Below are 23,398 nucleotides of genomic sequence, written 5' to 3'. Positions count from 1 at the left end.
GGTTTGCCCCTGGAAATCGGGCTTTTCGGAACCACGCGGTTGTCGGTCTAATCGGTGGATGACCGCGATCCGGCAGCTGGGCACGTTCGGTGAGCTCCTCGATCGCCCCGGGGGCGGGGACGGCGTCGCCGTCGTGGACGGCGGGCGGAGCTGGACTCACCGGGCGCTCGCCGACGCGTCGCACCGGCTCGCTCGTGAGCTGGTGACGCGCGGGGCCGGGCCGGAGACCGTGGTGCTGGTGGCGGTGCCGCGGTCGGTCGAGTTGGTGCGTGCGGTGTGGGCGGTCGCGGCGACCGGCGCCGCGGTCCTCGCGGTCGACCTGCGGCAGCCGCCGAGCCGCCGCACGCACCTGCTGGCCGAGGCGGGCGCCCGGATCGGCATCACCACCAGGGCCATGCTGGCCGGGCTGCCGAGCTGGATCACCTGGGTGGTGCTCGACGACGAGGACCTGGTGCGCCGCTGCGCCGAGCACGATCCGGCGCCGCTCACCGATGCCGACCGCCTGGCCCCGACCCATCCGGACCAGCTCGCGTACGTCCTCTACACCTCCGGTTCCACCGGCGCGCCGAAGGCCGTCGCGGTGACCCACCGCGGGCTCGGCACCCTGCTCGCCGAAGTGTCGGCCGCGCTCGGACCGCTGGACGACGCGCGCGTCCTGCAGATCGCCTCGCCTGGTTTCGACCTCTTCGTCAACGAACTCCTGCTGACCTTCGCCCACGGCCGGACGCTGGTGATCGTGCCGCCGGAGATCACCGGCGGCGCCGAACTCGACGAGCTGATCGTGGGGCAGGCGGTGACGCACGCGATCATCACGCCCGCCGTGCTCGCGACGCTCGACCCGCGCAGGCACACCACGCTGCGCGGGGTGCTCGTCGGCGGCGATGCCTCGGACCCGGCGCTGGTGGCGCGGTGGGCGCCGGGCCGCACGTACGTGAACGGCTACGGTCCCACGGAGACGACGATCTTCGTCACCGCCCGGCGGTTGGTCGCCGGCGAGCGGGTCGCGCTGGGCGCTGTGTTCGACGGCTGGACGGCACTGGTCCTGGACGAGCGCCTGCGCCCGGTGCCCGTCGGCGCGCCCGGCGAGCTGTACCTGTCGGGGCCGGGGGTGGCGCGTGGCTATCGACGCGCACCGGGTGCGACGGCGGCGCGGTTCGTCGCCGGGCCGTCCGGCACGCGGATGTACCGCACCGGCGACCTCGTGCGTGCCGATCCGGGCGGGCAGCTGGAGTTCCTGGGCCGCACGGACTTTCAGCTCAAGGTCCTCGGCATCCGAGTGGAGCCGGGGGAGATCGACGCCATGCTGACCGCGCACGACGACATCCGGTCGGCACTCACGACCGGCTGCCGTAACCCGGCGGGCGCGCTGGTTCCGGTGAGCTATGTGGTCGCCGAACCGGGGCGCGCCGTGGACGTCCCCGGCGTGCTGGCCTTCGCGCGCGAGCGGCTCGCCGCCCACGCCGTGCCCGCGGCCGTGGTCGTGCTCGACGAGTTGCCCTTGACGCCGGTCGGCAAGGTCGACCGGGCCGCCCTGCCCGCGCCCACGTTCGCGGTCGGTGACGGCGCCGAGCCGACCGATCCGGTCGAACGCCTGGTGAGCACGGTCATGGCCGGACTGCTCGGTACCTCGGTCGGCGCGCACGACGACTTCTTCGCGCTCGGCGGGAATTCGCTGCTCGCGGCGCAACTCGGCGCCCGCCTCGGTGCCGCGACGGGCAAACTCGTGCCGGTACGCACCGTCTTCGACGCGCCGACCGTGGCCCGACTGGCCGCCGCGGTCCGCGCCCTCTCGCGGACGGCGCCGCGCCCGCCGGTGACCCGCCGCGAACGTCCCGACGTTGTGCCGTTGGCTCCCGCCCAGCGGCGCCTGTGGGTGCTGAACCGGATCGACCATCGGTCGCCCGCGGACAATATCGGCTTCGCCGTGCGGGTGCGTGGCCCGCTGTCGGTCGCGGCGCTGCGGGGAGCGCTCGATGACGTGATCGACCGGCACGAGCCGCTGCGCACGCTGTATCCCGAGGTCGATGGCGTGGGTGTGCAGCGTGTGCTGCCGATCGACGGCGCGCGCGGCTCGCTCGATCGGGTGCCGGTGGACCCGGCTGATCTGTCCGCCGCGCTGGACGAATTCGGCCGCGCCGGTTTCGATCTCACATCGGAACCACCGCTGCGCGCCCGGCTGTTCGCGACCGGCCAGGACGAGCATGTACTGGCGGTGATCATCCACCACATCAGCGCCGACGGATGGTCGCTCGGCCCGCTGGCGCGGGATCTGTTCACCGCGTACGCGGCTCGGCGACACGGCGGCCCGCCCGACTTCGAGCCACTACCGGTCACCTACGCCGATTACGCACTGGCACAACATGACTGGCTCACCGACCGGGCGGGCGCGGCGGACCTGGACGGACAGCTGCGGTACTGGCGGGCCAGACTCGCCGGGCTCCCACCCCGGATCGACCTCCCCGTCGACCGGCCCCTTCCGGCCGTGGCATCGGGCGCGGGCGCGGTGGTCACCGTTGAACTCGACGCCGAGCTCGCGACGGCGCTGCGCCGGACCGCGGTGGCGCACGGCGCGACCCAGTTCATGGTGCTGCACGCGATCCTCGCCGTGGCACTGTGCCGGTCCGGCGCGGGCGCCGATATCGCCATCGGCACCCCGGTGGCCGATCGCGGTGGACCGGAGCTGGACGAGCTGGTCGGCATGTTCGTCAACATGGTCGTGCTGCGCGCGACGGTCGAGCCCGCCGACTCCTTCGCCGCCGTGCTCACGCGCGTCCGCGATATCGACCTGGGCGCGCTGGCCAATGCCGATCTGCCGTTCGAACGAGTCGTCGAGGCGATCGATCCGCCGCGCACCCGCGCGTATCACCCGCTGTTCCAGGTGGTGCTCACCGCCACCGCCGCCGTCGACACGACTGCCGCGGGGCTGGTCGTCGAGCCCGTCGAAACTTCGCTCACCCCGGCGAAATTCGATCTCCAGCTCACGATGTCGGACCCGGCGGCCGACACCATCGCATTGGCGCTCACCTACGCGACCGACCTGTTCGACCGCCCGACGATCGAGCTGTTCGCCCACACCATCGAGCGGATCGCCCGCGCGATCGCCGCGGACCCCGCCGTGACCGTCGGTGACATCGACCTGGCCGACGCGACCGGCCCGGCGGCCTTGCCTGCCGCGCATCGTCTCGACCACCGCACGCTGAACGATCTGTTCGACATCGCCGCTCACCGGCACGCGTCCGGCGTGGCGGTGCGCGCCGGGTCGACCACGCTGACCTACCGGGAGCTCGACGATCGCAGCGCCGCCCTGGCCCGGCGCCTGGTGGCCGCCGGAGCCGGTCCGGAGCGCCGCGTGGCCGTCCTCGTCGGGCGAACGGCGGACCTGGTCGTCGCGATCCTCGCGGTGGTGCGCAGTGGCGCGGCCTACGTGCCCGTCGATCCGGAGTCGCCGCGCGAGCGGATCGACTACCTGCTGGCCGATGCCCGGCCGGTGTGCGTGATCGAGGACGGATCGGTCGTGCGCGCGGTCGGCGGCGCGGTCGATCATGCCCACTGCCCACCGGCCCGCGCGGAGAACGTCGCCTACGTCATCTACACCTCGGGGTCCACCGGTGCACCCAAGGGCGTGGCGGTCGAGCACCGTCAGATCGTGGCGCTGCTCGAGCGCTCCCGGCGGGCGCTGGCCACCCGCTCGTCCGATGTCTGGGCCCTGTTCCATTCGGCCGCTTTCGATTTCGCGGTATGGGAGATGTGGGGCGCGCTCACCACGGGCGCCGCGCTGGTGGTGATCGACCGCGATACCGCCCGCTCACCCGAGCTGTTTCGCGAACTGCTGTGTCGCGAAAGGGTTTCGGTGCTCGGCCAGACACCCTCGGCGTTCGCCGGGCTGGACGAGGCGGACGAACAGGCGGGGGACACCCCACTGAGCCTGCGCCGCATCGTGTTCGGTGGCGAGCCGCTGGATCCACGCCGCCTCACCGCATGGCTGGATCGACACGGCGCCGACGGTCCGCGACTGGTGAACATGTACGGCATCACCGAGACCACCGTGCACGTCACGCTAGCGACGATCACCGACGGCGAGCATCGCCGGGCGGGCAGCCCGATCGGCAGGCCGCTCGACGGGCTCACCGTCCAGATCCTCGACGACCGGATGCACCCCGTCCCGACCGGTGTCGTCGGTGAGATCTACGTCGGAGGTGCCCAGGTCACGCGCGGCTACCTGCGTCGGCCCGGCCTGACCGCGTCCAGATTCGTCGCTGATCCGAATGCGAGGGGTGGCGTCCTGTACCGCTCGGGTGATCTCGGCCGCTGGAACCGCGAGGGCGGTCTGGAGCACTTCGGCCGTGCGGACCGCCAGGTGAAGATTCGCGGCTATCGGATCGAACCGGCCGAAGTCGAAGTGGCGCTGCTGGAGTGCGCCGGTGTCGCGGCGGCGGTCGTGGTCGTGCGCGACGATCCGGCGACCGGGCCTCGGCTGGTCGGCTATGTGGTGCCCGCGCGGGGAGCGGAGATCTCGGGAGCGGCCGTGCGCGCACAGGTGCGAAACCTGTTGCCCGAGTATCAGGTTCCGGCCGCGGTCGTGGTGATCGACGGCCTGCCCCTGACCCCGAACGGGAAACTCGCGCTCGCCTCGCTGCCGACCCCCGAGTTCGGCTCCGATCGCGCGTATCGAGCGCCCGAGGGCGCGACCGAGCGGACGATCGCGGCGGTGTTCGCCGAACTCCTCGGCGTCGACCGGGTCGGCGCGGACGACTCCTTCTTCGATCTCGGTGGCAACTCGATGGTGGCGACCCGAGTGGTGGCCCGCCTGCGTTCCGCACTGTCGAACGAGGTCGCCCTCGCCTGGCTGTTCAGCGATCCCACCCCGGCCGAACTGGCCCGCCGAGTGGCCGAGGGATCCGCCGAATCCGCCCTGGCGCCGGTGCTCACGCTGCGCGGACGTGGCCGGGGCGCGCCGCTGTTCTGCGTGCACCCGGTGGTCGGCCTGGCGTGGAGCTTCGCCGGTCTGTCCGCCGAACTGTCCTGCCCGATCTATGGATTGCAGTCGCCGTCGATCGCCGAGGAGAAAGCGCACCCCGAGTCGATCGAGGCACTGGCCGCCGACTACGTGACCAGGATCCGCGCCGTCCAGCCCCACGGACCGTATCGGCTGCTCGGCTGGTGCGTCGGCGGCGTGATCGCGCACGCCATGGCGGTCCGGTTGCGGGAGCTGGGGGAGCGGGTGGAGGTGCTGGCCATGCTCGATTCCTTCATCGGCGACGTCGGGTATCGCGGCGAAGAACCCGTGACGGTGGGCGACCTGCTCGGCCAGTTCGGCACCGAACACGAACTCGCCACTCCGGTCACCGATTTCACGCCGGCCGATGCGGTCAACCTGGTGTCGAGCCTGCCCGGCCCCTTCGAGGAACTGACCGAGGACCGGGTGCACCGGCTCTTCGCCGGGATCCTGCACACACAGGTGATCGGGGCGGCCCACCGCCCCCGTGTCTTCGACGGCGACCTGCTGTTCTTCACCGCCGACCGCGACGACCGCGGCGAGGGCAGGGCGGCCGGAGCCTGGCGCGACCTCGTCGCCGGGACCATCCGCGACGTGCCGGTGGACGCGACCCACTGGGACATCACCGGCGAGCGCGCCTTGCGCACGATCGGGCCGGTGCTGGCCGACGCGCTCGACGGCAGGCGACGTGGAAGAAGCGCTCGCGACGACACATCCACCGTCGCCGACGCGTGTTGACGGTGGCGGCGACCCCTCGCCGCCGCCACCGTGTCAGCGCAGTGCCGCCAAGCCGCGGCGGTCGATCTTGCCGGTCGGGGTGCGCGGGAGCTCGTCGACGAACACCACCTCACGCGGTGCTTTGAACCGGGCCAGGTTGTCCTTCACATAGGCGCGGACCGCATCGGCGTCGAGGTCGGCGGCGCGGACGACGAAAGCCGCCAAGCGCTGTCCGAACTCGTCGTCGGGGATGCCGATCACCGCGGCCTCGGTGACCGCCGGGTGCCGGTAGAGCAGGTCCTCGACCTCGCCGGGAAAGACGTTCTCCCCGCCCGAGACGATCATGTCGTCGTCGCGTCCGTCGATGAAAAGCCTTCCACCGCTGTCGAAGTGGCCGAGATCGCCGGTGCTCATCAGGCCGTGGCGAACCTGTTTCGAGCCACCACCGGAATAGCCGTGGAAGGCGATCGAGTTGCCGACGTGCACGGTGCCGACCGCCCCCGGCGCGGTGACCGGGGTGTCACCGTCGAAGAGCGCCACGGTGATACCGACCGGTGCCCTGCCGACGGTGCCGGGCGCGGCGATCCAGTCCTCGGGCGTGGCGATGGTGGCGGTGCCGGTCTCGGTGCAGCCGTAGAAGTTGTAGAGCACCGGCCCGAATGTCTCGATCGCCCGCGTCCCCAGTGACGAAGGTAGTGCCGCGCCCGCCGTGAACACGATGCGCAGCGCGCTGGTGTCGGCGGCGGTCAACGCTCGTGGACCGAGGTCGAGGATGCGGCGCAGCATCGTCGGGACCACCACGATCATCTCGGCACGATGCTCGGTGAGCTGCGCGAGCGCGCGGGCCGCGTCGAACTTGCCGTGCAGCACGATCGTCGACCCGAGGTTGAGCGCGAGGATGAACTGCGACAGGGCGGTGCCATGGAACAGCGGGGCGCACAGCAGCATCGTCTGTCCTCGTCGCAACGGCACTCGGTCGACGAATTGTGCTCCGGCCAAGGGTGATTCGACCCGGCGCGGTGCGCCCTTCGGTGTGCCCGTGGTGCCGCCGGTGAGCAGGACGAAGCCGCCCTGCCGCGCCGGATCGGGGAGCCGCGCCCTGCTTTCGGCGAGTCTGCCGGGCCACCGACCGTGGTGCGCCGAGCGACCCGCTGTTCCGGCCGCGTGCCGGTCGTCACCGCGCGATGCGTCGGCGGCAGTGCGTGCCCCGGATGCGGTGCTCTCGGCAGCGGGGGAGGGACTCGGATCGAGCAGGGTGATTCCCTCGGGCAGATCCGTCGCGTGCTCGGACAGCGCCGGATCGAGCACGAGCGCGCCGACCTGTTCGCGGACCAGCACGTCCCGCAGCTGCGCCGCCGCGAACCCGGTATTGAGCAGTACCAGCTTGCTACCGAGTTTGGCCGCGGCGGCCATGGTTTCGACCAGTGTCAGCCCGTCGGGCGCGAGTACCCCGATCGTGTCCCGCGCGGACAATCCCTCGCCGTGCCAGCGCGCGGCGATGGCGTCGGTGCGGCGGTCCAGTTCCCCGTAGCTGACCCGGCGGGTGCCGTCGACGAGCGCGATCCGGTCCGGAACCCGGCGTGCCGAGGTGCGGATGCCCCCGGCGATCGGACCCAGTGTGCGCATGGTGCGGGCGGTCCGGACGAGCTCGGCCGGGCGGCGGAGATCGATCAGCCCGGCCCGCTGCATGACCGTGAGTTGCCGCAGCGATGTGCCCGCGGCGCGTACCACCCGGCGTCGGCTCATCATGAAACACCCTGGTGTACAAGGAATCCGGATCTCAACATACCCGCGGCCCCGGATCCGCACCCGCGGTCACCGCGAGCAACCAGGCGACGGTGCCCAGCTCGGGCACGATCTCGGCGCTGATGTGCTCCGACATCGGTACCCGGAACATCCGCATGTTCACCCCGCGCGCGCAATAGCCGGCCGCGATCTCGTCGATGGCGAGCTCGGCGGGCAGCAGCTGATCGGTGGTCGAGTGCCACATGAGCAACGGGATGTCGGGCGTGTTCTCGGGACGGCCGAAACTCGCCGCCGAGAGTGCTTCGTGTGCGGCGGCCAGCGCGGCCGCGGGATCGGTCAGGTAGTCCGCCACGGGGCGCAGCAGGGTGGACGCGACAGTGGTGTAGAGGCAACGGTTTTCGAGATCGGCCGCCACTTGCTTGCCCTCGGGCGTGAGGTAGGTCCGCAAGGCCTGATCGAATTCGGGGTACTCGCGAGCCAGGCCGAGCACCGCCAGCCAGCCGGTGAAATTGGCCTGCGGCTGCTGACCCGAGATGGCGAAGGGGGCGATGGCGACCTTGTCGCCGGGGATGCCGCCCTGCGCGCTGCCCTTGATCTCGAGTTCGGGCGCGTAGTGCCTGCGCTGTTCGGCCGCCGACGCCGAGGAGTTGCCGCCGCCGGAGTAGCCCCACAGCCCGACCGGCGAGGCTTCGAGGCCGAGTCCGCCGCGCTTGGCCGCGCGGATGCCGTCGAGCACCATCCTTCCCTCGGCCGGGGACATGATCGTGTTCCGCTTCCCGTCGAAGTCGGTGACCGCGACCGCGGCGCCCGCCGACAGGAACTGGCCGATCAGCGCGACTTCCTTCTGGATGCCCGCCCGCAGGGTGTACGAGGGATTGCACTGCTGGCCGAGGCTGTCGATGGCCTCCTGGTACGAGATGAGCGGTCGCGCACCGGGACCCAGCCACGGAATGCCCGGCACCAGCACGGTGGTCGCGGTGCTGATGGGGGTGTCCTGCGCGTCGGTGCTGCGGAAGAGCAGTTGGGTGGTGTGGACGGGAACGGGGATGCCGAGCGCGTAGGTCTGCACCACCCGGCTCCGCAGGACATCGCCGTTGGCGCGGCTGTCGAGATCGGCAGGGTCGGCGTACCAGGGGTCGTGCTGTGGTGTCGGCAGCGGGACCACCGCCGGATACACCTGCGCCTCGTTCGGCAGCGGGGGGAGCTGGAAGTCGTCGGCGGTGGCAGTCCCCGCGGCCAGCGCCAGCGCGACGGCGCTGAGCAGGGCGGTGGCGCCGAGACGGGATCGGTGGGTGGCCGTGCAGCGTCGCATGGCATCTCCTTCGGTAGGTGATGCCGATTACAGCAGGTTCTCTTGTTTTGAACAAGAGGTCTTGTTCTTATTGGCTGATCTGTAGGCTGAGCTGCGTGACGTCGACCGACAAGAGTCCAGTGCGCTCTCGGCGCATCCAAGGACTGGACGCCGAACAGCGCCGCGCCCGTCGCCGCGAGCAGATCCTGGCCGCCGCGTTCGAGCTGATCGCCGCCGAGGGCTATGTCAACACCGCGATCGAACAGATCTGCCAGACCGCGTTCGTCGGCAACAAGGCGTTCTACGAGCTGTTCGACAGCAAGGAAGACTGCTACCTGGCCCTGCTCCAGCAGCAGAGTGAACGCGCCCAGGACATGGTCGCCGCGGCACTGGCCGACTCCTCCGGCGACCGCCGCGACGTGGTGGCCGCCGTCATCGGCGCCTTCGCCCACTCGATGGTCGACGACCCGCGCGTGGCGAAGGTGACCTTCGGCGAGGCCAGCGGTATCTCGGCCAAGGTCGAACAGCAGCGCCGCGTCAACCGCCGCTGGGCCGCCCAGTTCCTCGAAACCCTCTGGCGCGAATACGGATTCGTGGCCCCCGAGGGCATCGGCATCGACCTGCACGCCCTGGCCGTCGCCACCATCGGCGGCCTCTTCGAAACCGTCTCCGACTGGCTGCACACCGACGCGGGCGCCACCGGCGACATCGACATCCTGATCCGCGACCTCACCGCCTTCGCCGACACCGTCCATCGGGGTTTGCGCGCGGGACCCCCGTCGAACTAGACCTGGGCCGAATCGCGGTGCCGATTCGGCAGGACGTCCCGAGGCGCAGCGCGGGGCGCTCGAGCGCCGAGTTCCGCCGGGCCGGCTCGATCAACTCGCGACGACGACGACGGCGCACGCGGCGAGGAAGAGTACCTGGAGGGCGGTGCGAGCGGGGAGCGGCATGGTTTTGATGCCCAGATCCTCGCGGGCCGCGCGGATGTTGGCGGGGAACATGGCCAGCAGGAGGGCGAAGAGGCACGCGGCGGCGAGGGTGGTGGTCGCGGGGATGAGAAGGCCGATGGCGCCGGCGATTTCGAGGATGCCGGTGAGCGTGACCATGGCGGGGGCCGAGGGGAAGCTCGGCGGGACCATGGCGATGAGGGCCGCGCGGCGGGGCTGCTGGAAGTGGGCGGTGGCGGTGAGGGTGAACATCGCGGCCAGGCCGGCGGTGAGGGCGTGCGGCCAGGAGTCGGGCCAGGTGAGGTCGGTGAGCCAGCCGATCAGGCGGGTCAGGGCGGTGACGGTGATGAGGACGATGAAGGGGGCCATGGAAGTTCCTCGGGGCGAGCGCTGGCAACAATCTTGACACTGGAAAGATTGACACCGACCGGGAAACTTGTCAATGGCAAGTTTGTGGGCGAGGATCGAGGCATGAGCAAAACCGGGTATCACCACGGGGATCTGCGGGCGGCGCTGCTCGAGTCGGCGGCGGAGCAGATCGCGGCGGAGGGCGTCGAGGCGGTGTCGTTGCGTGCGCTGGCACGGCGCGCGGGGGTCTCGCACGCGGCGCCCGCGCATCACTTCGGGGACCGCGCCGGCCTGTTCACCGCGCTCGCGATCGAGGGATTCGAGTTGCTGGCAACGGAATTGGCGGCGGCGGGCGACGACATGCGCGAGGTCGCGGTGGCCTACATCCGGTTCGCCCTCGCCCATCCCGGCCGGTTCGACATCATGTATCGCCGCGAGGTGCTGCGCGCCGACGATCCCGATCTGCTCGCCGCCAGGGCACGCTCGGGGGCGGCCCTGCGGTCGGGGATCGCGGAACTGCGGTCGGGACAGTCGGCGGATCGGCAGCGCTCCACCCGCCTCGCCGCGTGGTCACTGGTGCACGGGTTCGCCACGCTGTGGCGGGAGGGCGCGCTGGAAGGTTCGGAACTGGCCACCTCGAATGATCCCGAACAACTCGCGCGCGCCATGCTGGCGACGGTGCAATTCGACTGACGTGCATTCCCCTGGCCGTCGCTGCCGCCGGGCGTCGCGACGAACGTGACGGGTTGCCCGGTCATGCGGGCGATGGCCGCGAATCTCTGTCGTCGCAGAGGATCGTCAGGCGGGCAGCGGCGGTGGCGACCGATCAGTCGGTGACGTAGCCGTTGAGGCTGTTGCGCAGGTCGGTGAGGACCGCGCGGGCGGCGGTGAGGCCGGTGGTGTGCCAGATGGCGTCGTCGACAGCGAAGACGCGGCGGTCGGTGGCCGCGCCGAGTTCCTCGAACTCGTCCGAACGCAGCACCTTCTTGCCGTGGTCCTCGCCGGCTTCGCCCGCGAACATCACGTAGATGATGTCGCCCTCGGCCTTGTCGGCCAGTTCGCCCGTGGTGATGTCGAAGGAGGTGCCGCGCTGGGCGGTGGGGCGCTGCACGCCGACATCGGACAGGATCTGCGCGGCGAAGGTTTCGGTGCCCTGCACCTGGGTGGTGTCCGCGGTGAAGCGCAGCACCGAGGCCTGCGACTGATTCGCGTTGAGCGCGGTGCCCAGGTCGCGCGCCTCGGTCAGGTAGTTCGCCAGCGCGGCATCGGCGGCGCCGTCGCGGCCCATGCCCGCGGCGTAGGCGGCGAAATCGGACTGCCAGCTGCCGCCCGAGCCGATCAGCACGGTCGGGGCGATCGCGCTGAGCGCCGCGTAGCCACCCGCGGCGGGGGCGACGTCGCCGAGGATCAGGTCGGGTTTCAGTTCCGCGATGCGCGCGGGATCGGGCTGCCCGATCGGACCGACGCTTGGCACCTCGAGCACGCCGTAGCCCAGGTACATCGGCTGCGGCCGTGGGCCGTCGAGGGTCACCGCGCCGGCGACCCGCTCCCACAGGCCGACCGCGCAGGCGGCGTCGAGCGCCGAGCTGGTGAGCACCACGATGCGCTGCGGATCGGCGGGGACCTGCGAGGTACCGGCCGCGTGGGTGACGGTGCGGGTCGCGCCCTGGGCCGGATCGGGGGCGCTCGGCAGGGGGCAGGCGGTCGCGGTGTCGCGATCGGCGCCGACCACTCCGGCGCCGGCGATGTTGGTGGTGGTGCGGATGATCGTGCTCGCGTCGTCGTGCTTGTCCGCGCATCCGGCGCTGACCACGGCGACGCACAGCAGCGCGGCGACGGCGAGCACGCCGCGCGAGCGGGCCCGACGGCCCTGCTCGGCGGTGCGGCGGAATCGGGTGCGTTCTCGGGCGCTCACCGGCATGCGCACGAGGGTACTGCGTGGTCCCCGGCGCGACGGTCGCGGGCCGAGGTCACCGGCGGCTGGCCCGCCGGAAGCCGATCGCGGCGGGCACCGCGAACAGCACGATGGCGGCAGCCGACCAGATCAGGGTGAGGGTGAGCGGCCGGGCGATGGGCCCGTGGTCGGCGAGCCCGCGCATGGCGTCGACGGCGACCGACATCGGCTGATTGCGCACCACCGGCTGGATCCAGGTGGGAAAAGCGATGAGCGGCACGAACCCGGTGCTGAAGAACATCATCAGCGAGGTGAGGATCGTGATGCCCTCCACCAGTGAGGCTTTCGCGGTGAACACGGCGACGGCGGTGACGATCGTGGCGAACGCCAGCCCGAACAGCACGGGCACCAGCAGGAATACCAGCGCGGCCAGTGGGCCCTGATGGAAACGGAAGCCGAGCAGGAAACCGACGAGCACCACGGCGATGGTGCCGAGGACGATCCGGCAGCCCTCGGCGATGATGCGCGAGGCCAGTCCGGAGGCGCGATGCACCGGCAGCACCCAGAACCGGGCCAGCAGTCCCGCGTCGCGCTCGCGGCCGAGCAGCACCCCGCTCGCGACGGCGCCGGAGAGCGCGCCGACGATGGCCACCATCGGCACCGAACCGTACAGCGCGTCCTCGCCGGTGAACTTCTGGATCTGCCCGCCCACCACGATGTCGAGCATGATCAGCAGCAGACACGGGATGAGCAGCGTCTCTAGCAGGGTGATCGGGTTGCGGGCCCAGCGCAGCAGCAGCCGCTGCGTCTGGATCACGGTGTGCCGGACCAGTGCGACCGCCGAGGTCTCCGAGGCGGGGTTCGTCATGGACATCACGCCCTCCTCGCGCTCAACCGGATGGCCAGTGGGGTACAGATCAGCAGGATCGCGCCCACCCACAGCAGCGGCGGGCCCATCAGCGACCAGCTCACCGTGCCCGCGTTGCCCGCGGTGTCGCCGGCCAGGGCACGCAGCGCGGTCGCGAACTGCGAGACGGGCTGATTGCGGACGAACCACTGGATCCAGCTGGGGAACTGACTCGCGGGCGCGAGCCCGGTCGAGAGCATGCCGAAGATCAACGGGGGCAACACCAGCGCCTGCGAGGTGGCCTCCGGACTGCGCGAGACGGTCCCGATGACATCGGCCCCGAGCGTGAAGGCGAGGCCGATGAGCAGCGAGAACGCCAGGAAACCGAGGGTGTGCGCGGCATCGAGCCGGAACCGGAACCCGATGACGTACCCGGCCACGACCGCCGCCGCCAACGAGATCAGCAGCCGGAAGACATTGGCCGACATGCGCGCCGCCACCGGAACGAGCGGTCGCAACGGCATCGAGCCGAAGCGCCGATTGAGCCCGGCGACCGAATCGGTGGCCGACCGGAACGCCGCCGAGATGGCGGTGAAGGCGGCGGCCTGCAGGATCACCAGCGGCATCATGTACTGGGCGTAGCTGCTGAATCCGTTGCCGGAGAACATCATCACCGTCTTGAGCGGAATGTAGAAGCTGGCGGTGAAGGCGGCGGGCGCCACCACCGAGGCCAGCACTTCGCCGGATTTCACCGACGGGACGATCAGCCGGGTGGTGAGCACCCACCACTGCTGCACCGTATCGGGGGCGGCGCGTAAGTCGGTGCGCCAGGTGGTGGCGGTCATGAGAACGCCTCGGATTCGGTCTCCGTCGTGGCGAGGTGTCCGGTGAGCTGGAGGAACACGTCGTCGAGGGAGGGGCGGCGCAGGGCGATGTCGACGAGCTCGACGGCCGCGTCGTCGAGTCTGCGCAGGGCCTCGGCGAGCGTCTTGGCGCCGTCGGGGGCCGGAATGGTGATGCGATCCGCCTCCGGGGGCAGCGCCGCCAGGTGCTCGGCGGGCAGCAGCGAGTCGAGCGCGGCGACGATGGCGGGCAGTTCCTCGAGGTCGAGCGGGACGATCTCGCAGTAGCTGCCGCCGGTGCGGTGCTTGAGTTCGTCGGCGGTGCCGGAGGCGATGACGACGCCGTGGTCGATCACGATGATCCGGTCGCTGAGCGCGTCGGCCTCCTCCAGGTACTGGGTGGTGAGCAGGGTGGTGATGCCCTCCTTCTTGAAGCCGCGCACGAGGTCCCACACCCCCTGTCTGCTGCGCGGATCGAGACCGGTGGTCGGTTCGTCGAGGAACACCACGTCGGGGCGCACCACCAGCCCGCAGGCGATATCGATGCGCCTGCGCATGCCGCCGGAGTAAGTGCCGACGCGGCGGTCGGCGGCCCGATCCAGATCGAACTCGCTGATCAGTTCCCTGGCCCTGGCCTTGGCGGCGGGTTTGCGCAGGCCCATCAACCGGCCGAACATCACGAGGTTCTCGTAGCCGCTGAGCATGTCGTCCAGGGCGGCGTACTGCCCGGTCAGCATGATGGACCTGCGCACCGCGGCCGGGTCGGCGACGACATCGTGGCCCGCCACCACCGCGCGGCCGCGGTCGGGGCTGATCAGCGTCGACAAGACATTGACCATGGTGGTCTTACCCGCTCCGTTGGGCCCGAGTATCCCGAGCACCTCCCCGGGCCTGGCCTCGAAATCGACGCCGCGCAGGGCATGGACCTCGCCGAAAGATTTCTCGATGCCCTCGACGATCACGCCGCCGGAACTCGTTGCGCTCATCGGTCTCCTGCTTCCATATGGTCGTCGAGCACCGGCGAGATCGCCGACAGTGCTTGCGGATTCGTCATCTCGTCGTGCGTCACGTCGACGGGCACATCGACGATCTCGCCGGTCACGTAGGGCCGCCAGCCCTCGGGCCCCATCCATTCGGCGGGCTCGACGGTGGCCGTGAAATACAGGACATCGCCGTGGTAGACGGGGCGCTGGTAGCCGGTGCGGGTCCCGGCGGAGGCGTTGTAGGAACCCGCCATGCGTTCGATGGTGGCGGCGTCGAGGAGTTCGACCCCGCCCATCTTCGCGGTGATGAGCTGCGCGGCTTCGGCGGCGGTGGCCTCGGCGGGGACGTTGTCGATGCCGAAGATCGAGCCGAAGGTGTTGATGAAGGCGCCGGGGGTCAGGCGTTCGATGGTGTCGCCGTCGATGTCGGCGGTGTCGGTGTCGAGCAGAGCGACCACGCCGACCCGCTCGCCCGCGGCCGCCAGCTCGACGGCCATGGCGTGCGCGATCAGTCCGCCGAAGGACCAGCCGAGCAGGTGGTACGGGCCGTGTGGCTGCACGGCCCGTATCTCGCGCACGTATCGTCGCGCGAACTCCTCGATCGAGCGGGCCGAGGGTTCGCGGCCGCTGAGGTCGGGCGCCTGGAGGCCGTAGATCGGGCGGCCCGGACGCAGGCGCTCGGCGAAACCCAGGTAACTCCACGACATTCCGGAGGAGGAGTGCACGCAGAACAGGGCGGGCCGGTCGCCACCGAGCCGGATCGGCAGCAGCACGTCCAGGCCGAGCCCGGAGGGTCCGGCGTCGGCGGCCCGCGCGGCCAGCGCGGCGGATTCCTCGGCGGCGGCCTGGCGGGCGGCCGGGGAGTCGGCGAATCGCGCTGCCGCGGTGAGGGCTTCGGTCCACAGCTCGGCGAGTTCGGCGACGGCCTCGCGAGTCAGGAGGTGTTGCGGGTAGCCGAGGTCGGCGCGCAACCGGTCGCCGACCACCAGGGCGTTCACATCGATCGCCGACATGGCCGGGACATCGGCGTGTTCGGCGGCGTGCAGGTCGCCCAGGTCATCGGCGGGGAGCCAGCCGAGACCTTCCAGCCCGGCGGGGATCTCGGTCGAGGTGTGCCGGCCGAGGTAGTTGACGACGATCTGTCCGGGCAGGCGGTTCGGGAGCTGGGCGGCGCTCGCCGGATCGAGATAGCGCAGCAGCCCGAAGCCGATGCCCTTGTCCGGCACCGCGAGTAGCTGATGTTTGACCGCCCGGATGGCGGTGCCCATGGCGGGACCGCTGGCGAACGCGTCGTCGAGATCGATGTCGTCGAGGTCGAGGCGCACCGGATACAGCGAGGTGAACCAGCCGATGGTCCGGGACAGGTCGGCGCCGGGCACGATTTCCTCTTGGCGCCCATGGCCTTCCAGCCGCAGCAGTGCCGAGCGAGCGTCGATGCCGCGGCGGGCCCGCCAGCGCACCAGCGCCAACGCCAAGGTGGCGTACAGGCCGTCGGTGACGCTGCCGTGGAACAGGCGCGGCAGGGTCGTGAGCAGGGCGGCGGTGACCTCCTCGCTGACCTCGAGGTCCAGGCGGCGCACAGTGGGGCTCAGGTCGATCGCGGGATCGAGCGCCCGGTCACCGAGCGGTGGGTCGGGGCAGTCGACGACGCGCCGCCAGTAGCCGAGCTCGTCGGCGCGTGCGGGCGCCGCCTCGGTGAGCGCGTGCGACCAGCGGCGCATGGACGTGCCGACCTCGGCCAGGACGGGGGTGGCGCCGGCCGAGACCTGCGCCCACGCGCCGATCAGGTCCTGCACCAGGATTCGCCAGGAGACGCTGTCGATGGCGAGGTGGTGGGCGACGATGATCAACCGCCCCGGCCGGGTGCGGGTGCCCGCGTCACCGATCGGGTCGAGCCAGCAGAACTGCAGTACCACGCCCTCGGCGGGGTCGAGGCGGTCCATCGCGGCCTCCAGCTCGGTCCGCGCGTACTCGCGCAGGTCGATGGGGTCGACCGCGTCGAACTCGGTACGGTGCACGAGGGCGTCGACATCGACGGAGCCGGGTTCGGCGACCCGCAGGTGCCAGTCGTCGTCGGCGTGCCACAGGCGCGCGCGCAGCATGTCGTGCCGGTCGATCACGGCGCCGAGGGTGGCGACCAGGCCGTGGCGGTCGATGCCGACGGGCGGTTCCAGCACGGCGGTCTGGGCGAAACGGTCGAAATCACCGCCGCGTTCGACCATGTATCGGACGATCGGCGTGAGGGGCAACTCGCCGACGCCGCCGCCGGGCAGCTCGGCCAGCACGACGGCCGCGCCGGCGGTGTCGACGGCCGCCGCGAGTGCGCCGACCGTGCGGTGCTCGAACACTTGCAGCGGAGTGCAGTGCACGCCGCGCAGCTTCGCCTGGGTCACCAGCTGGATGGCCAGGATGCTGTCGCCGCCGAGGGCGAAGAAGGAATCGTCGACGCCGACGCGATCACGGCCGAGCAGCTCGGCGTAGATCTCGGCGAGGACGTGCTCGGTCGGTGTCTCCGGGGCGCGATACGGGGTGTCCTCGACCGTGAACTCTGGTTCCGGCAAGGCTTTTCGGTCGAGCTTGCCGACGGCGTTGATGGGGATCTCGTCCAGGACGACGAAGGCGGCGGGGACCATGTAGCCGGGCAGGATGTCGGCGGCCTCCGCGCGCACCCGGTCGACGTCGAGGTCGGTGCCGGGGACGCGTACCAGGTAGGCGGCGAGCGCCGTCGCCCCGGTCGGTCCTGGGACGCCCAGTGTCACCGCGACATCGACGCCGTCGAGGCGGCTGAGGACGGCGTCGATCTCGCCGAGCTCGATGCGCTGGCCGCGGACCTTCACCTGGAAGTCGGTGCGGCCGAGGTATTCCAGGTTCAGCGCGGCTTCCCGGGGCGGGTGCTCGTCGCCGTTGCGGGTCCAGCGCACCAGATCGCCGGTGCGGTAGAGGCGTTCGCCCGGTGCGCCGTAGGGATCGGCGACGAAACGGGTGGCGGTCAGGCCCGGCCGGGCGTGGTAGCACCGTGCCATGGCGGAGCCGGTGAGGTAGAGCTCGCCCGCGACGCCGACCGGTACCGGGCGCAGCCGGTCGTCGAGGACGAGAGCGGCCGCGCCACGGATCGGCGCGCCGATGGTCACCGGTTCGTCCGCGGACAGCGGCGCCGAACCCGTGGCCCAGATGGTGTATTCGGTCGGGCCGTACAGGTTGACCATGGTCCGGCCGGAGCCGCCACCGCACCAGCGGGCGACGAGGTCGGGGCCGACCGCCTCACCGGCTACAGCCAGGACCCGCAGGGTCGAGACGGTGGCCGGGTCGATGGTGGCCAGCGCCGACGGTGTGATCACCATGTGCGTCACCGATTCCGCCGCGATCAGCTCCGCGAGCGGACCGCCGCCGAAGACCTCCGGCGGCGAGATCACCGACGCGCCACCGGCGCCGAAGGCCATCAGGGCTTCGAAGATCGACGCGTCGAAACTCGGTGAGGCGACCTGGAGCACGCGGGCCTGTTCATCCAGGCGCAGGTCGGCGCGCTGCGCGGCGACCAGGTCGGCCAGCCCGCGGTGGCTGACGGTGACGCCCTTCGGCGTTCCCGTGGAGCCGGAGGTGTAGATCATCCAGGCGGGGCTGTCGAGGTGGATGGGGGCCGGGAGTTCGGTGGTGGTGAGCGCGGCCTCGCTCATCGCGTCCAGGTGGGCGGCGCATTCGGGGTCGTCGAGGACCAGCCACCTCGTGGTGTCGGGCAGCCGCGGCCGGTAGGCGGCCAGCGTCAGCCCCACCGGAGCACCCGAATCGGCAAGCATGTGCGTGATCCGATCCGTGGGATGCTTCGGGTCCACCGGCAGGAACGCGGCGCCGGCCTTGGCCGCCGCCCAGATGCCGATGTGGAGCTCGGCGCAGCGCGGAAGCCCCAGTGCCACCACGGTTTCGGTGCGTGCGCCGGCGTCGATGAGCAGCCGGGCCAGCTGGTTCGAGCGTGCGTCGAGGGCCCGGTAGATGGTTGTCCCGGATCCGCGTCGGTCGACGAAATCGGAGGTGGTGCCGGCGGCAGGGGCGTGACTGCCGGGGACGGTGGTGCGATCGTCCGGGATCTGAATCACGAGGGCGGGGCGGTTCGGGTGGGTGGCGGCCGTGGCGGTGAGCAGGCGGGCCAGGGTGGTCGTGCCGGTGGTGGACGGGCCGCGGACCGGGACCAGTTCGGCGCGTTCGGATTCCGCGAGAATATCGATGTCGGCGATGCGGAGGTCTGGGTCGGCGAGGACCGCGGTGAGCACTTGGCGCCATCTGGCGGCGAACTCGGTGACAGTGGGTGCGTCGAAAAGATCCGTCGCGTAGGTGAGTACGCCCTCGATGCCCGCGGGGCCGGTCTCGTCGAAGCGTTCGCGCAGATCGAGGGTGAGGTCGAAGGCGGAGGAGCGACGATCGAAGTCCTCGACCTCGAACCGCAGGCCGGGGAGTTCGAGGACCGGCTCGACGAAGTTCTGCAGCGACAGCGACACCTGGAACAGCGGGTGATGGGCGGTAGAGCGGACCGGGTCGAGCACCTGGACGAGTCGCTCGAAGGGCACATCCGCGCGGGCGAAGGCCTCGAGGTCGGTGGCGCGCACCTCGCCGAGCAGCTGCCGGAAACCGGCGCCCGGATCGACCGGGGTGCGCAGGGCCAGCGTGTTGACGAACATGCCGACGAGGTCGTCGAGCGCGGCCTCGCCCCGGCCCGCGACCGGTGTGCCGATGACGATGTCGTCGGTGCCGCCGAGCCGTGCGAGCAGCACCGCCAGCGCGGCGTGCACCACCATGAAGACGCTGACGTTGTTCGCCGCCGCGGCCTCGACCAGCCCGCGATGCATCCGCTCGTCGATGCTGAAGGCGACATCGTCGCTGCGCATCGACTGCACGGCCGGGCGCGGGCGATCGCTGGGCAGCTCCAGGGCGTCCGGCGCGGCCGCGAGAACCTCACCCCAGTACCGGATCTGCTGTGCGGCCATCGATTCCGGATCGGACTCGCTGCCGAGCAGTTCGCGATGCCACAGCGCGAAATCGGTGTACTGCACACCCAGTGGCACCCGATCCGGCTCGTTTCCCGCCACCCGCGCCGAATACGCGGCGACCAGATCGCCGGCGAGCGGCGCCATCGACGCACCGTCGGCACTGATGTGGTGCACGACGAGGACGATGACGTGGACGGGTGGGTGTTCCCCCGCGTCTGCGCCCGAGGGGGAGCCGGCGACCGCATCCGCGCGCATGTCGGTGCCACCGGTCCGGTCCGGCGCCGGTGTGCCGATGCGGAACAGGGCGACGCGCAGGGGCGGTTCTCTGGTGAGGTCGAAGCCGGTTCCGGCCAGGTCGTTGATGCGAGCACGCAGGGGCGCGCCGTCTCCGGTGGTGACGACCGGCATGGGGGGAACGGCGGTATCGACGTCGACGACGACCTGACGCGGGCCCTCGGCGTCGGCGGGGTAGCGGGTGCGCAGCGTCTCCTGGCGCTCGACCACGTCGGCGAGGGCACGGCGCATGGCGTCGACGTCCAGGTCGCCGGTGAGGCGAAGGGCGATGGCGATGTTGTAGGCCGAGGATTCGGGATCGAGCTGGTTGAGGACCCACATGCGTTGCTGGGCGGGGGAGAGCGGGACGCGGTCTGGGCGGATGCGCGCGGCCAGCGCCGGGCGCCCGGGTCCGCCGTCACCGGCGGGCACCACGCGCGAGGACAGGTGTGCGACCGTGGGGGCGTCGAACAGATCGCGCAGCGCGATGGTGGCGCCGAGGGCCGAATTGACGCGGGCGACGACCTTGGTGGCGCTGAGCGAGTTGCCGCCGAGCTCGAAGAAGGACTGATCGACGCTCACCCGGTCGGCACCGAGTACTTCGGCGAACACCAGGGCGACGGCCTCTTCGGTCGGCGTGCGCGGAGCGAGGTACGGGCGGTCGGTCGCCGAGAAGTCCGGGACCGGAAGGGCTTTGCGGTCCAGTTTGCCGACCGGGGTCAGCGGGATCTCGTCCAGGACCACGACGTAGCCGGGCACCATGTAGCCGGGCAGTTCGGCGGCCACCCAGGCGCGCACCCGTTCGGTGTCGAGGTCGACGCCGGGCACCGGCAGCACATAGGACACCAGCACCGTGGCGCCCGCCGGTCCCGCACGGCCGATGGTGACCGCGTAGTCGATCTCGTCGTCGCGGGCGAGCACCGCGTCGATCTCGCCGAGTTCGATGCGCAGACCGCGGATCTTGACCTGGAAATCGCTGCGCCCCAGATATTCCAGCGCCAACTCGTGGTCGTGCTCGACCCAGCGCACCATGTCGCCGGTGCGGTAGATGCGTTCCCCTGGTGCGCCGAAGGGGTTGGCGACGAAGCGGCTCGCGGTCATCTCGAACCGGTTGAAGTAGCCGCGGGCCAGGGCGGGCCCGGCCAGATAGAGCTCGCCCTGGATACCGACCGGCACCGGCCGCAACCAGCTGTCGAGCACGACCACCGCCGCACCCCGGATCGGTCCGCCGATGGTGACCGGTTCGCCCGCGACGAGTTCGGCCGGACCGGTGGCCCAGATACTGAATTCGGTGGGGCCGTACAGATTCAGCATGCGCCGCCCCGGCGCCCACTTCTCGATGAGCTCGGGGGTGGCGGCCTCACCGGCGACCGAGAGCACACGCAACGTGTCGAGCCCGGCGGGTTCCATGGTGGCCAGCGCGGACGGCGTGATCACGGCGTGGGTGACCCGCTCGGTGCGCAGCAGCTGGGCGAGTTCGTCGCCGCCGTACACCTCCGGCGGCGACACCACGAGCCGCCCACCGGCCGCGTGCGCGGTGAGCATCTCGAAGACCGAGGCGTCGAAACTGGGCGAGGCGACCTGCAGCGCGCTGGCGGTCGGGTCCAGCGCCATGGTCTCCCGCTGCGCGGCAGTGAGATTGGCGACGCCGCGATGACTGAGCAGCACCGCTTTCGGCTTGCCGGTGGAGCCGGAGGTGTAGATCAGGTAGGCGGTGTGGTCGAGGTCGATGGGTCCGCCGCGTTCCGCGTCGGTGATGGGCGCGTCGGAGACCAGCATGGCGCGGCGCAGAGTGTTCAGGTCGTCGAGTAGCAGCCAATCGATGGTGCCGGGCAGGGTCTCGCCGATCGAGGTGACGGTGACGCCGATCGGGGCTCTGGAGTCGGCGAGCATGTGCTCGATCCGTTCCACCGGATAGCTCGGATCCAGCGGCATGAACGCCGCACCGGTCTTGACCAGCGCCCACACCGCGACCACCGATTCCAGCGAGCGGGTGAGCGCGAGCACCACGAACACCTCGGGTCCGATCCCGCGCCGCAACAGCACCCGGGCGAACCGGTTCGACCAGGCGTCGAGTTCGCGGTAGCGCATGGACAGCTCGCCCGCGGTCACCGCGACCGCGTCGGGGTCGATGGCCGCGCCGGCGGCCAGGATGTCGGGCAGGGTGCGCATCGGCAGGGCGCTCGGGCCGTGCACCGGTGCCAGGGCGGCCTGTTCGGTGTCGTCGCAGGGCTGTAGCCGCGAGACCAGGGCGTGTGGATTGTCGGCGAGCTGTCCGAGCAGCCGGACGAACCGGTCGAGCAGGGACTGCGCGGCGGTGGGCGCGAGCTGGTCGGCGAGGAACTTCACGGTGATCCGCAGCGCGTCCCCGGTGTCTCCGCGCAGGGGAATCACCATGAGGTTCAGCGGATAGGGCGTGGCATCGGTGCCCTCGACGTCCAGCACCCGCATGCCGGCGATGTCGAGTGCCTGCGACAACGCCTCGCGATCGATGGGATAGGACTCGAAAACGGTGAGGGTGTCGAACAATTCGGCCAGACCGACCGCCCGGTGGATGGCGGCCAGGCCGACGTGCTGGTGGTCCATCAGCCGGGCCTGCTCGGCTTGGACGCGGGCCAGCAGATCGCTGACCTTCTCCGCCGGATCCAGCGTCACCCGCACCGGAACGGTGTTGATGAACAGGCCGACCATCTCCTCGACGCCGGGCAACTCCGGCGGCCGCCCCGACACCGTGCTGCCGAACACCACATCGGTGCGGCCGGTGAGCATCGCCAGCAGCATCGACCACGCCGCCTGGACCAGGGTGTTCACCGTCGCACCCGCCTCCCGGGCGGCGGCCTCGAGCACGCGGACGGTGTCGGCGGACAACTCCTGCGAGAGCATGCCCGTTTCGGTGGACTCGATCCCGGCCAGGGTGGGGACCGCGCGGGTCGGGGTGTCGATCCCGGCCAGTGCGCGCTGCCAGGCCGCGACGGAGGCATCGGCGTCCTGATCGGCGAGCCAGGACAGGAAGTCGCGGTAGGAACGCGCGGGCGGCAGCGCCGAGGCATCGCCGTCGGTGACATACAGCGCGAGCAGTTCGCGCACCAGCAGCGGCGTCGACCACCCGTCCAGGACCAGATGGTGATTGGTCATGATGAGCCGGAATTCGCCCGGTGCGGTGCTGACGAGGGTGAAGCGCACCAGCGGCGGTCTGGTCAGGTCGAAGCGGGTGCGCGCGTCGAGCGCGATCACCCGGTCCAGCTCGCGCGTGCGTTCTCGCTCGTCGGCGATCTCGGTGAGATCGATCGTTTCCCAGCGGATCTCGGCATGCGCGAGGACGAGCTGACGTGGCCCGTCGTCGGTTTCCACGAACGCCACCCGCAGGTTCTCGTGGCGGTCGAGCAGGCCCTGCGCCCCGCCGCGCTCGCCGGCGGCGGCGGCCGGTGCCCCCGGGGGGGTTGAATCCGGGGTCAGCTTCATCCGGCCCCTGGGCCGAACGCCCATGGCGGTGACGACGAGCCCCGCGACCCCCGCGCAGGTCAGGGTGAGC

At 71.1% G+C, this 23,398-nt stretch carries 10 protein-coding genes and 1 pseudogene; 3 read left to right on the top strand and 8 right to left on the bottom strand.

What is annotated here, in order from left to right; genetic code table 11:
• Positions 1 to 58: 58 nt before the first annotated feature.
• Complete coding sequence (locus QH270_RS30350) at positions 59 to 5,734, top strand: non-ribosomal peptide synthetase (protein ID WP_280347712.1); 5,676 nt, start codon at positions 59 to 61, stop codon at positions 5,732 to 5,734.
• A 33-nt stretch (positions 5,735 to 5,767) separates the two neighbouring features.
• Here QH270_RS30350 and QH270_RS30345 read toward each other — a convergent pair whose 3' ends face one another.
• Together QH270_RS30345 and QH270_RS30340 are read right to left on the bottom strand one after the other, a co-directional pair.
• On the bottom strand, positions 5,768 to 7,459 hold the full coding sequence (locus tag QH270_RS30345; protein ID WP_280347710.1) for an AMP-binding protein: 1,692 nt from the start codon (positions 7,457 to 7,459) through the stop codon (positions 5,768 to 5,770).
• 34 nt (positions 7,460 to 7,493) lie between these two features.
• Positions 7,494 to 8,771, bottom strand: a complete 1,278-nt coding sequence (locus QH270_RS30340; RefSeq protein ID WP_280347708.1) for a lipase family protein — start codon at positions 8,769 to 8,771, stop codon at positions 7,494 to 7,496.
• A gap of 95 nt (positions 8,772 to 8,866) precedes the next feature.
• Here QH270_RS30340 and QH270_RS30335 point away from each other — a divergent pair, with 95 nt between their 5' ends.
• Positions 8,867 to 9,538 carry a TetR/AcrR family transcriptional regulator gene (locus tag QH270_RS30335; protein ID WP_280347706.1) on the top strand — a complete coding sequence of 224 codons (672 nt, stop codon included), beginning with the start codon at positions 8,867 to 8,869 and terminating at the stop codon, positions 9,536 to 9,538.
• Between the two features lie 90 nt (positions 9,539 to 9,628).
• Here the strand turns inward: QH270_RS30335 and QH270_RS30330 are convergent, their stop codons facing one another.
• Positions 9,629 to 10,069 carry a DoxX family protein gene (locus QH270_RS30330; protein ID WP_280347704.1) on the bottom strand — a complete coding sequence of 147 codons (441 nt, stop codon included), beginning with the start codon at positions 10,067 to 10,069 and terminating at the stop codon, positions 9,629 to 9,631.
• Between the two features lie 102 nt (positions 10,070 to 10,171).
• Here QH270_RS30330 and QH270_RS30325 point away from each other — a divergent pair, with 102 nt between their 5' ends.
• The gene (locus QH270_RS30325; RefSeq protein WP_280347702.1) at positions 10,172 to 10,741 is read left to right on the top strand and encodes a TetR/AcrR family transcriptional regulator; all 570 of its coding nucleotides are present in this window, start codon (positions 10,172 to 10,174) and stop codon (positions 10,739 to 10,741) included.
• Between the two features lie 133 nt (positions 10,742 to 10,874).
• Here the strand turns inward: QH270_RS30325 and QH270_RS30320 are convergent, their stop codons facing one another.
• From QH270_RS30320 to QH270_RS30300, 5 genes and pseudogenes are all read right to left on the bottom strand, one after another.
• Complete coding sequence (locus QH270_RS30320) at positions 10,875 to 11,969, bottom strand: ABC transporter substrate-binding protein (protein ID WP_280347700.1); 1,095 nt, start codon at positions 11,967 to 11,969, stop codon at positions 10,875 to 10,877.
• 49 nt (positions 11,970 to 12,018) lie between these two features.
• Complete coding sequence (locus QH270_RS30315; protein ID WP_280347698.1) at positions 12,019 to 12,816, bottom strand: ABC transporter permease; 798 nt, start codon at positions 12,814 to 12,816, stop codon at positions 12,019 to 12,021.
• Complete coding sequence (locus tag QH270_RS30310; RefSeq protein ID WP_280347696.1) at positions 12,816 to 13,634, bottom strand: ABC transporter permease; 819 nt, start codon at positions 13,632 to 13,634, stop codon at positions 12,816 to 12,818. The genes QH270_RS30315 and QH270_RS30310 overlap by 1 nt, the downstream gene beginning before the upstream one ends.
• A complete protein-coding gene (locus QH270_RS30305) occupies positions 13,631 to 14,617 on the bottom strand; it encodes an ATP-binding cassette domain-containing protein (protein WP_280347694.1) in 987 nt (328 codons plus the stop codon). Before QH270_RS30305 ends, QH270_RS30310 begins: the two co-directional genes overlap by 4 nt.
• Positions 14,614 to 23,283, bottom strand: a pseudogene (locus tag QH270_RS30300) (amino acid adenylation domain-containing protein); the annotation flags it as partial. The gene QH270_RS30305 and the pseudogene QH270_RS30300, both read right to left, overlap by 4 nt.
• Between the last annotated feature and the right edge of the window lie 115 nt (positions 23,284 to 23,398).

Origin of the sequence: Nocardia neocaledoniensis (assembly GCF_029868625.1) — a bacterium.
Lineage (GTDB): Bacteria > Actinomycetota > Actinomycetes > Mycobacteriales > Mycobacteriaceae > Nocardia > Nocardia neocaledoniensis_A.
This window is presented reverse-complemented; position numbering and strand designations above follow the sequence as displayed.

Bases quoted from the DNA above. Each gene is read 5' to 3' on its own strand.
- QH270_RS30305 (WP_280347694.1), bottom strand. From the start codon at position 14,617: ATGAGCGCAACGAGTTCCGGCGGCGTGATCGTCGAGGGCATCGAGAAA.
- QH270_RS30325 (WP_280347702.1), top strand. From the start codon at position 10,172: ATGAGCAAAACCGGGTATCACCACGGGGATCTGCGGGCGGCGCTGCTC.
- QH270_RS30330 (WP_280347704.1), bottom strand. From the start codon at position 10,069: ATGGCCCCCTTCATCGTCCTCATCACCGTCACCGCCCTGACCCGCCTG.
- QH270_RS30320 (WP_280347700.1), bottom strand. From the start codon at position 11,969: ATGCCGGTGAGCGCCCGAGAACGCACCCGATTCCGCCGCACCGCCGAG.
- QH270_RS30350 (WP_280347712.1), top strand. From the start codon at position 59: ATGACCGCGATCCGGCAGCTGGGCACGTTCGGTGAGCTCCTCGATCGC.
- QH270_RS30315 (WP_280347698.1), bottom strand. From the start codon at position 12,816: ATGTCCATGACGAACCCCGCCTCGGAGACCTCGGCGGTCGCACTGGTC.
- QH270_RS30340 (WP_280347708.1), bottom strand. From the start codon at position 8,771: ATGCGACGCTGCACGGCCACCCACCGATCCCGTCTCGGCGCCACCGCC.
- QH270_RS30345 (WP_280347710.1), bottom strand. From the start codon at position 7,459: ATGAGCCGACGCCGGGTGGTACGCGCCGCGGGCACATCGCTGCGGCAA.
- QH270_RS30310 (WP_280347696.1), bottom strand. From the start codon at position 13,634: ATGACCGCCACCACCTGGCGCACCGACTTACGCGCCGCCCCCGATACG.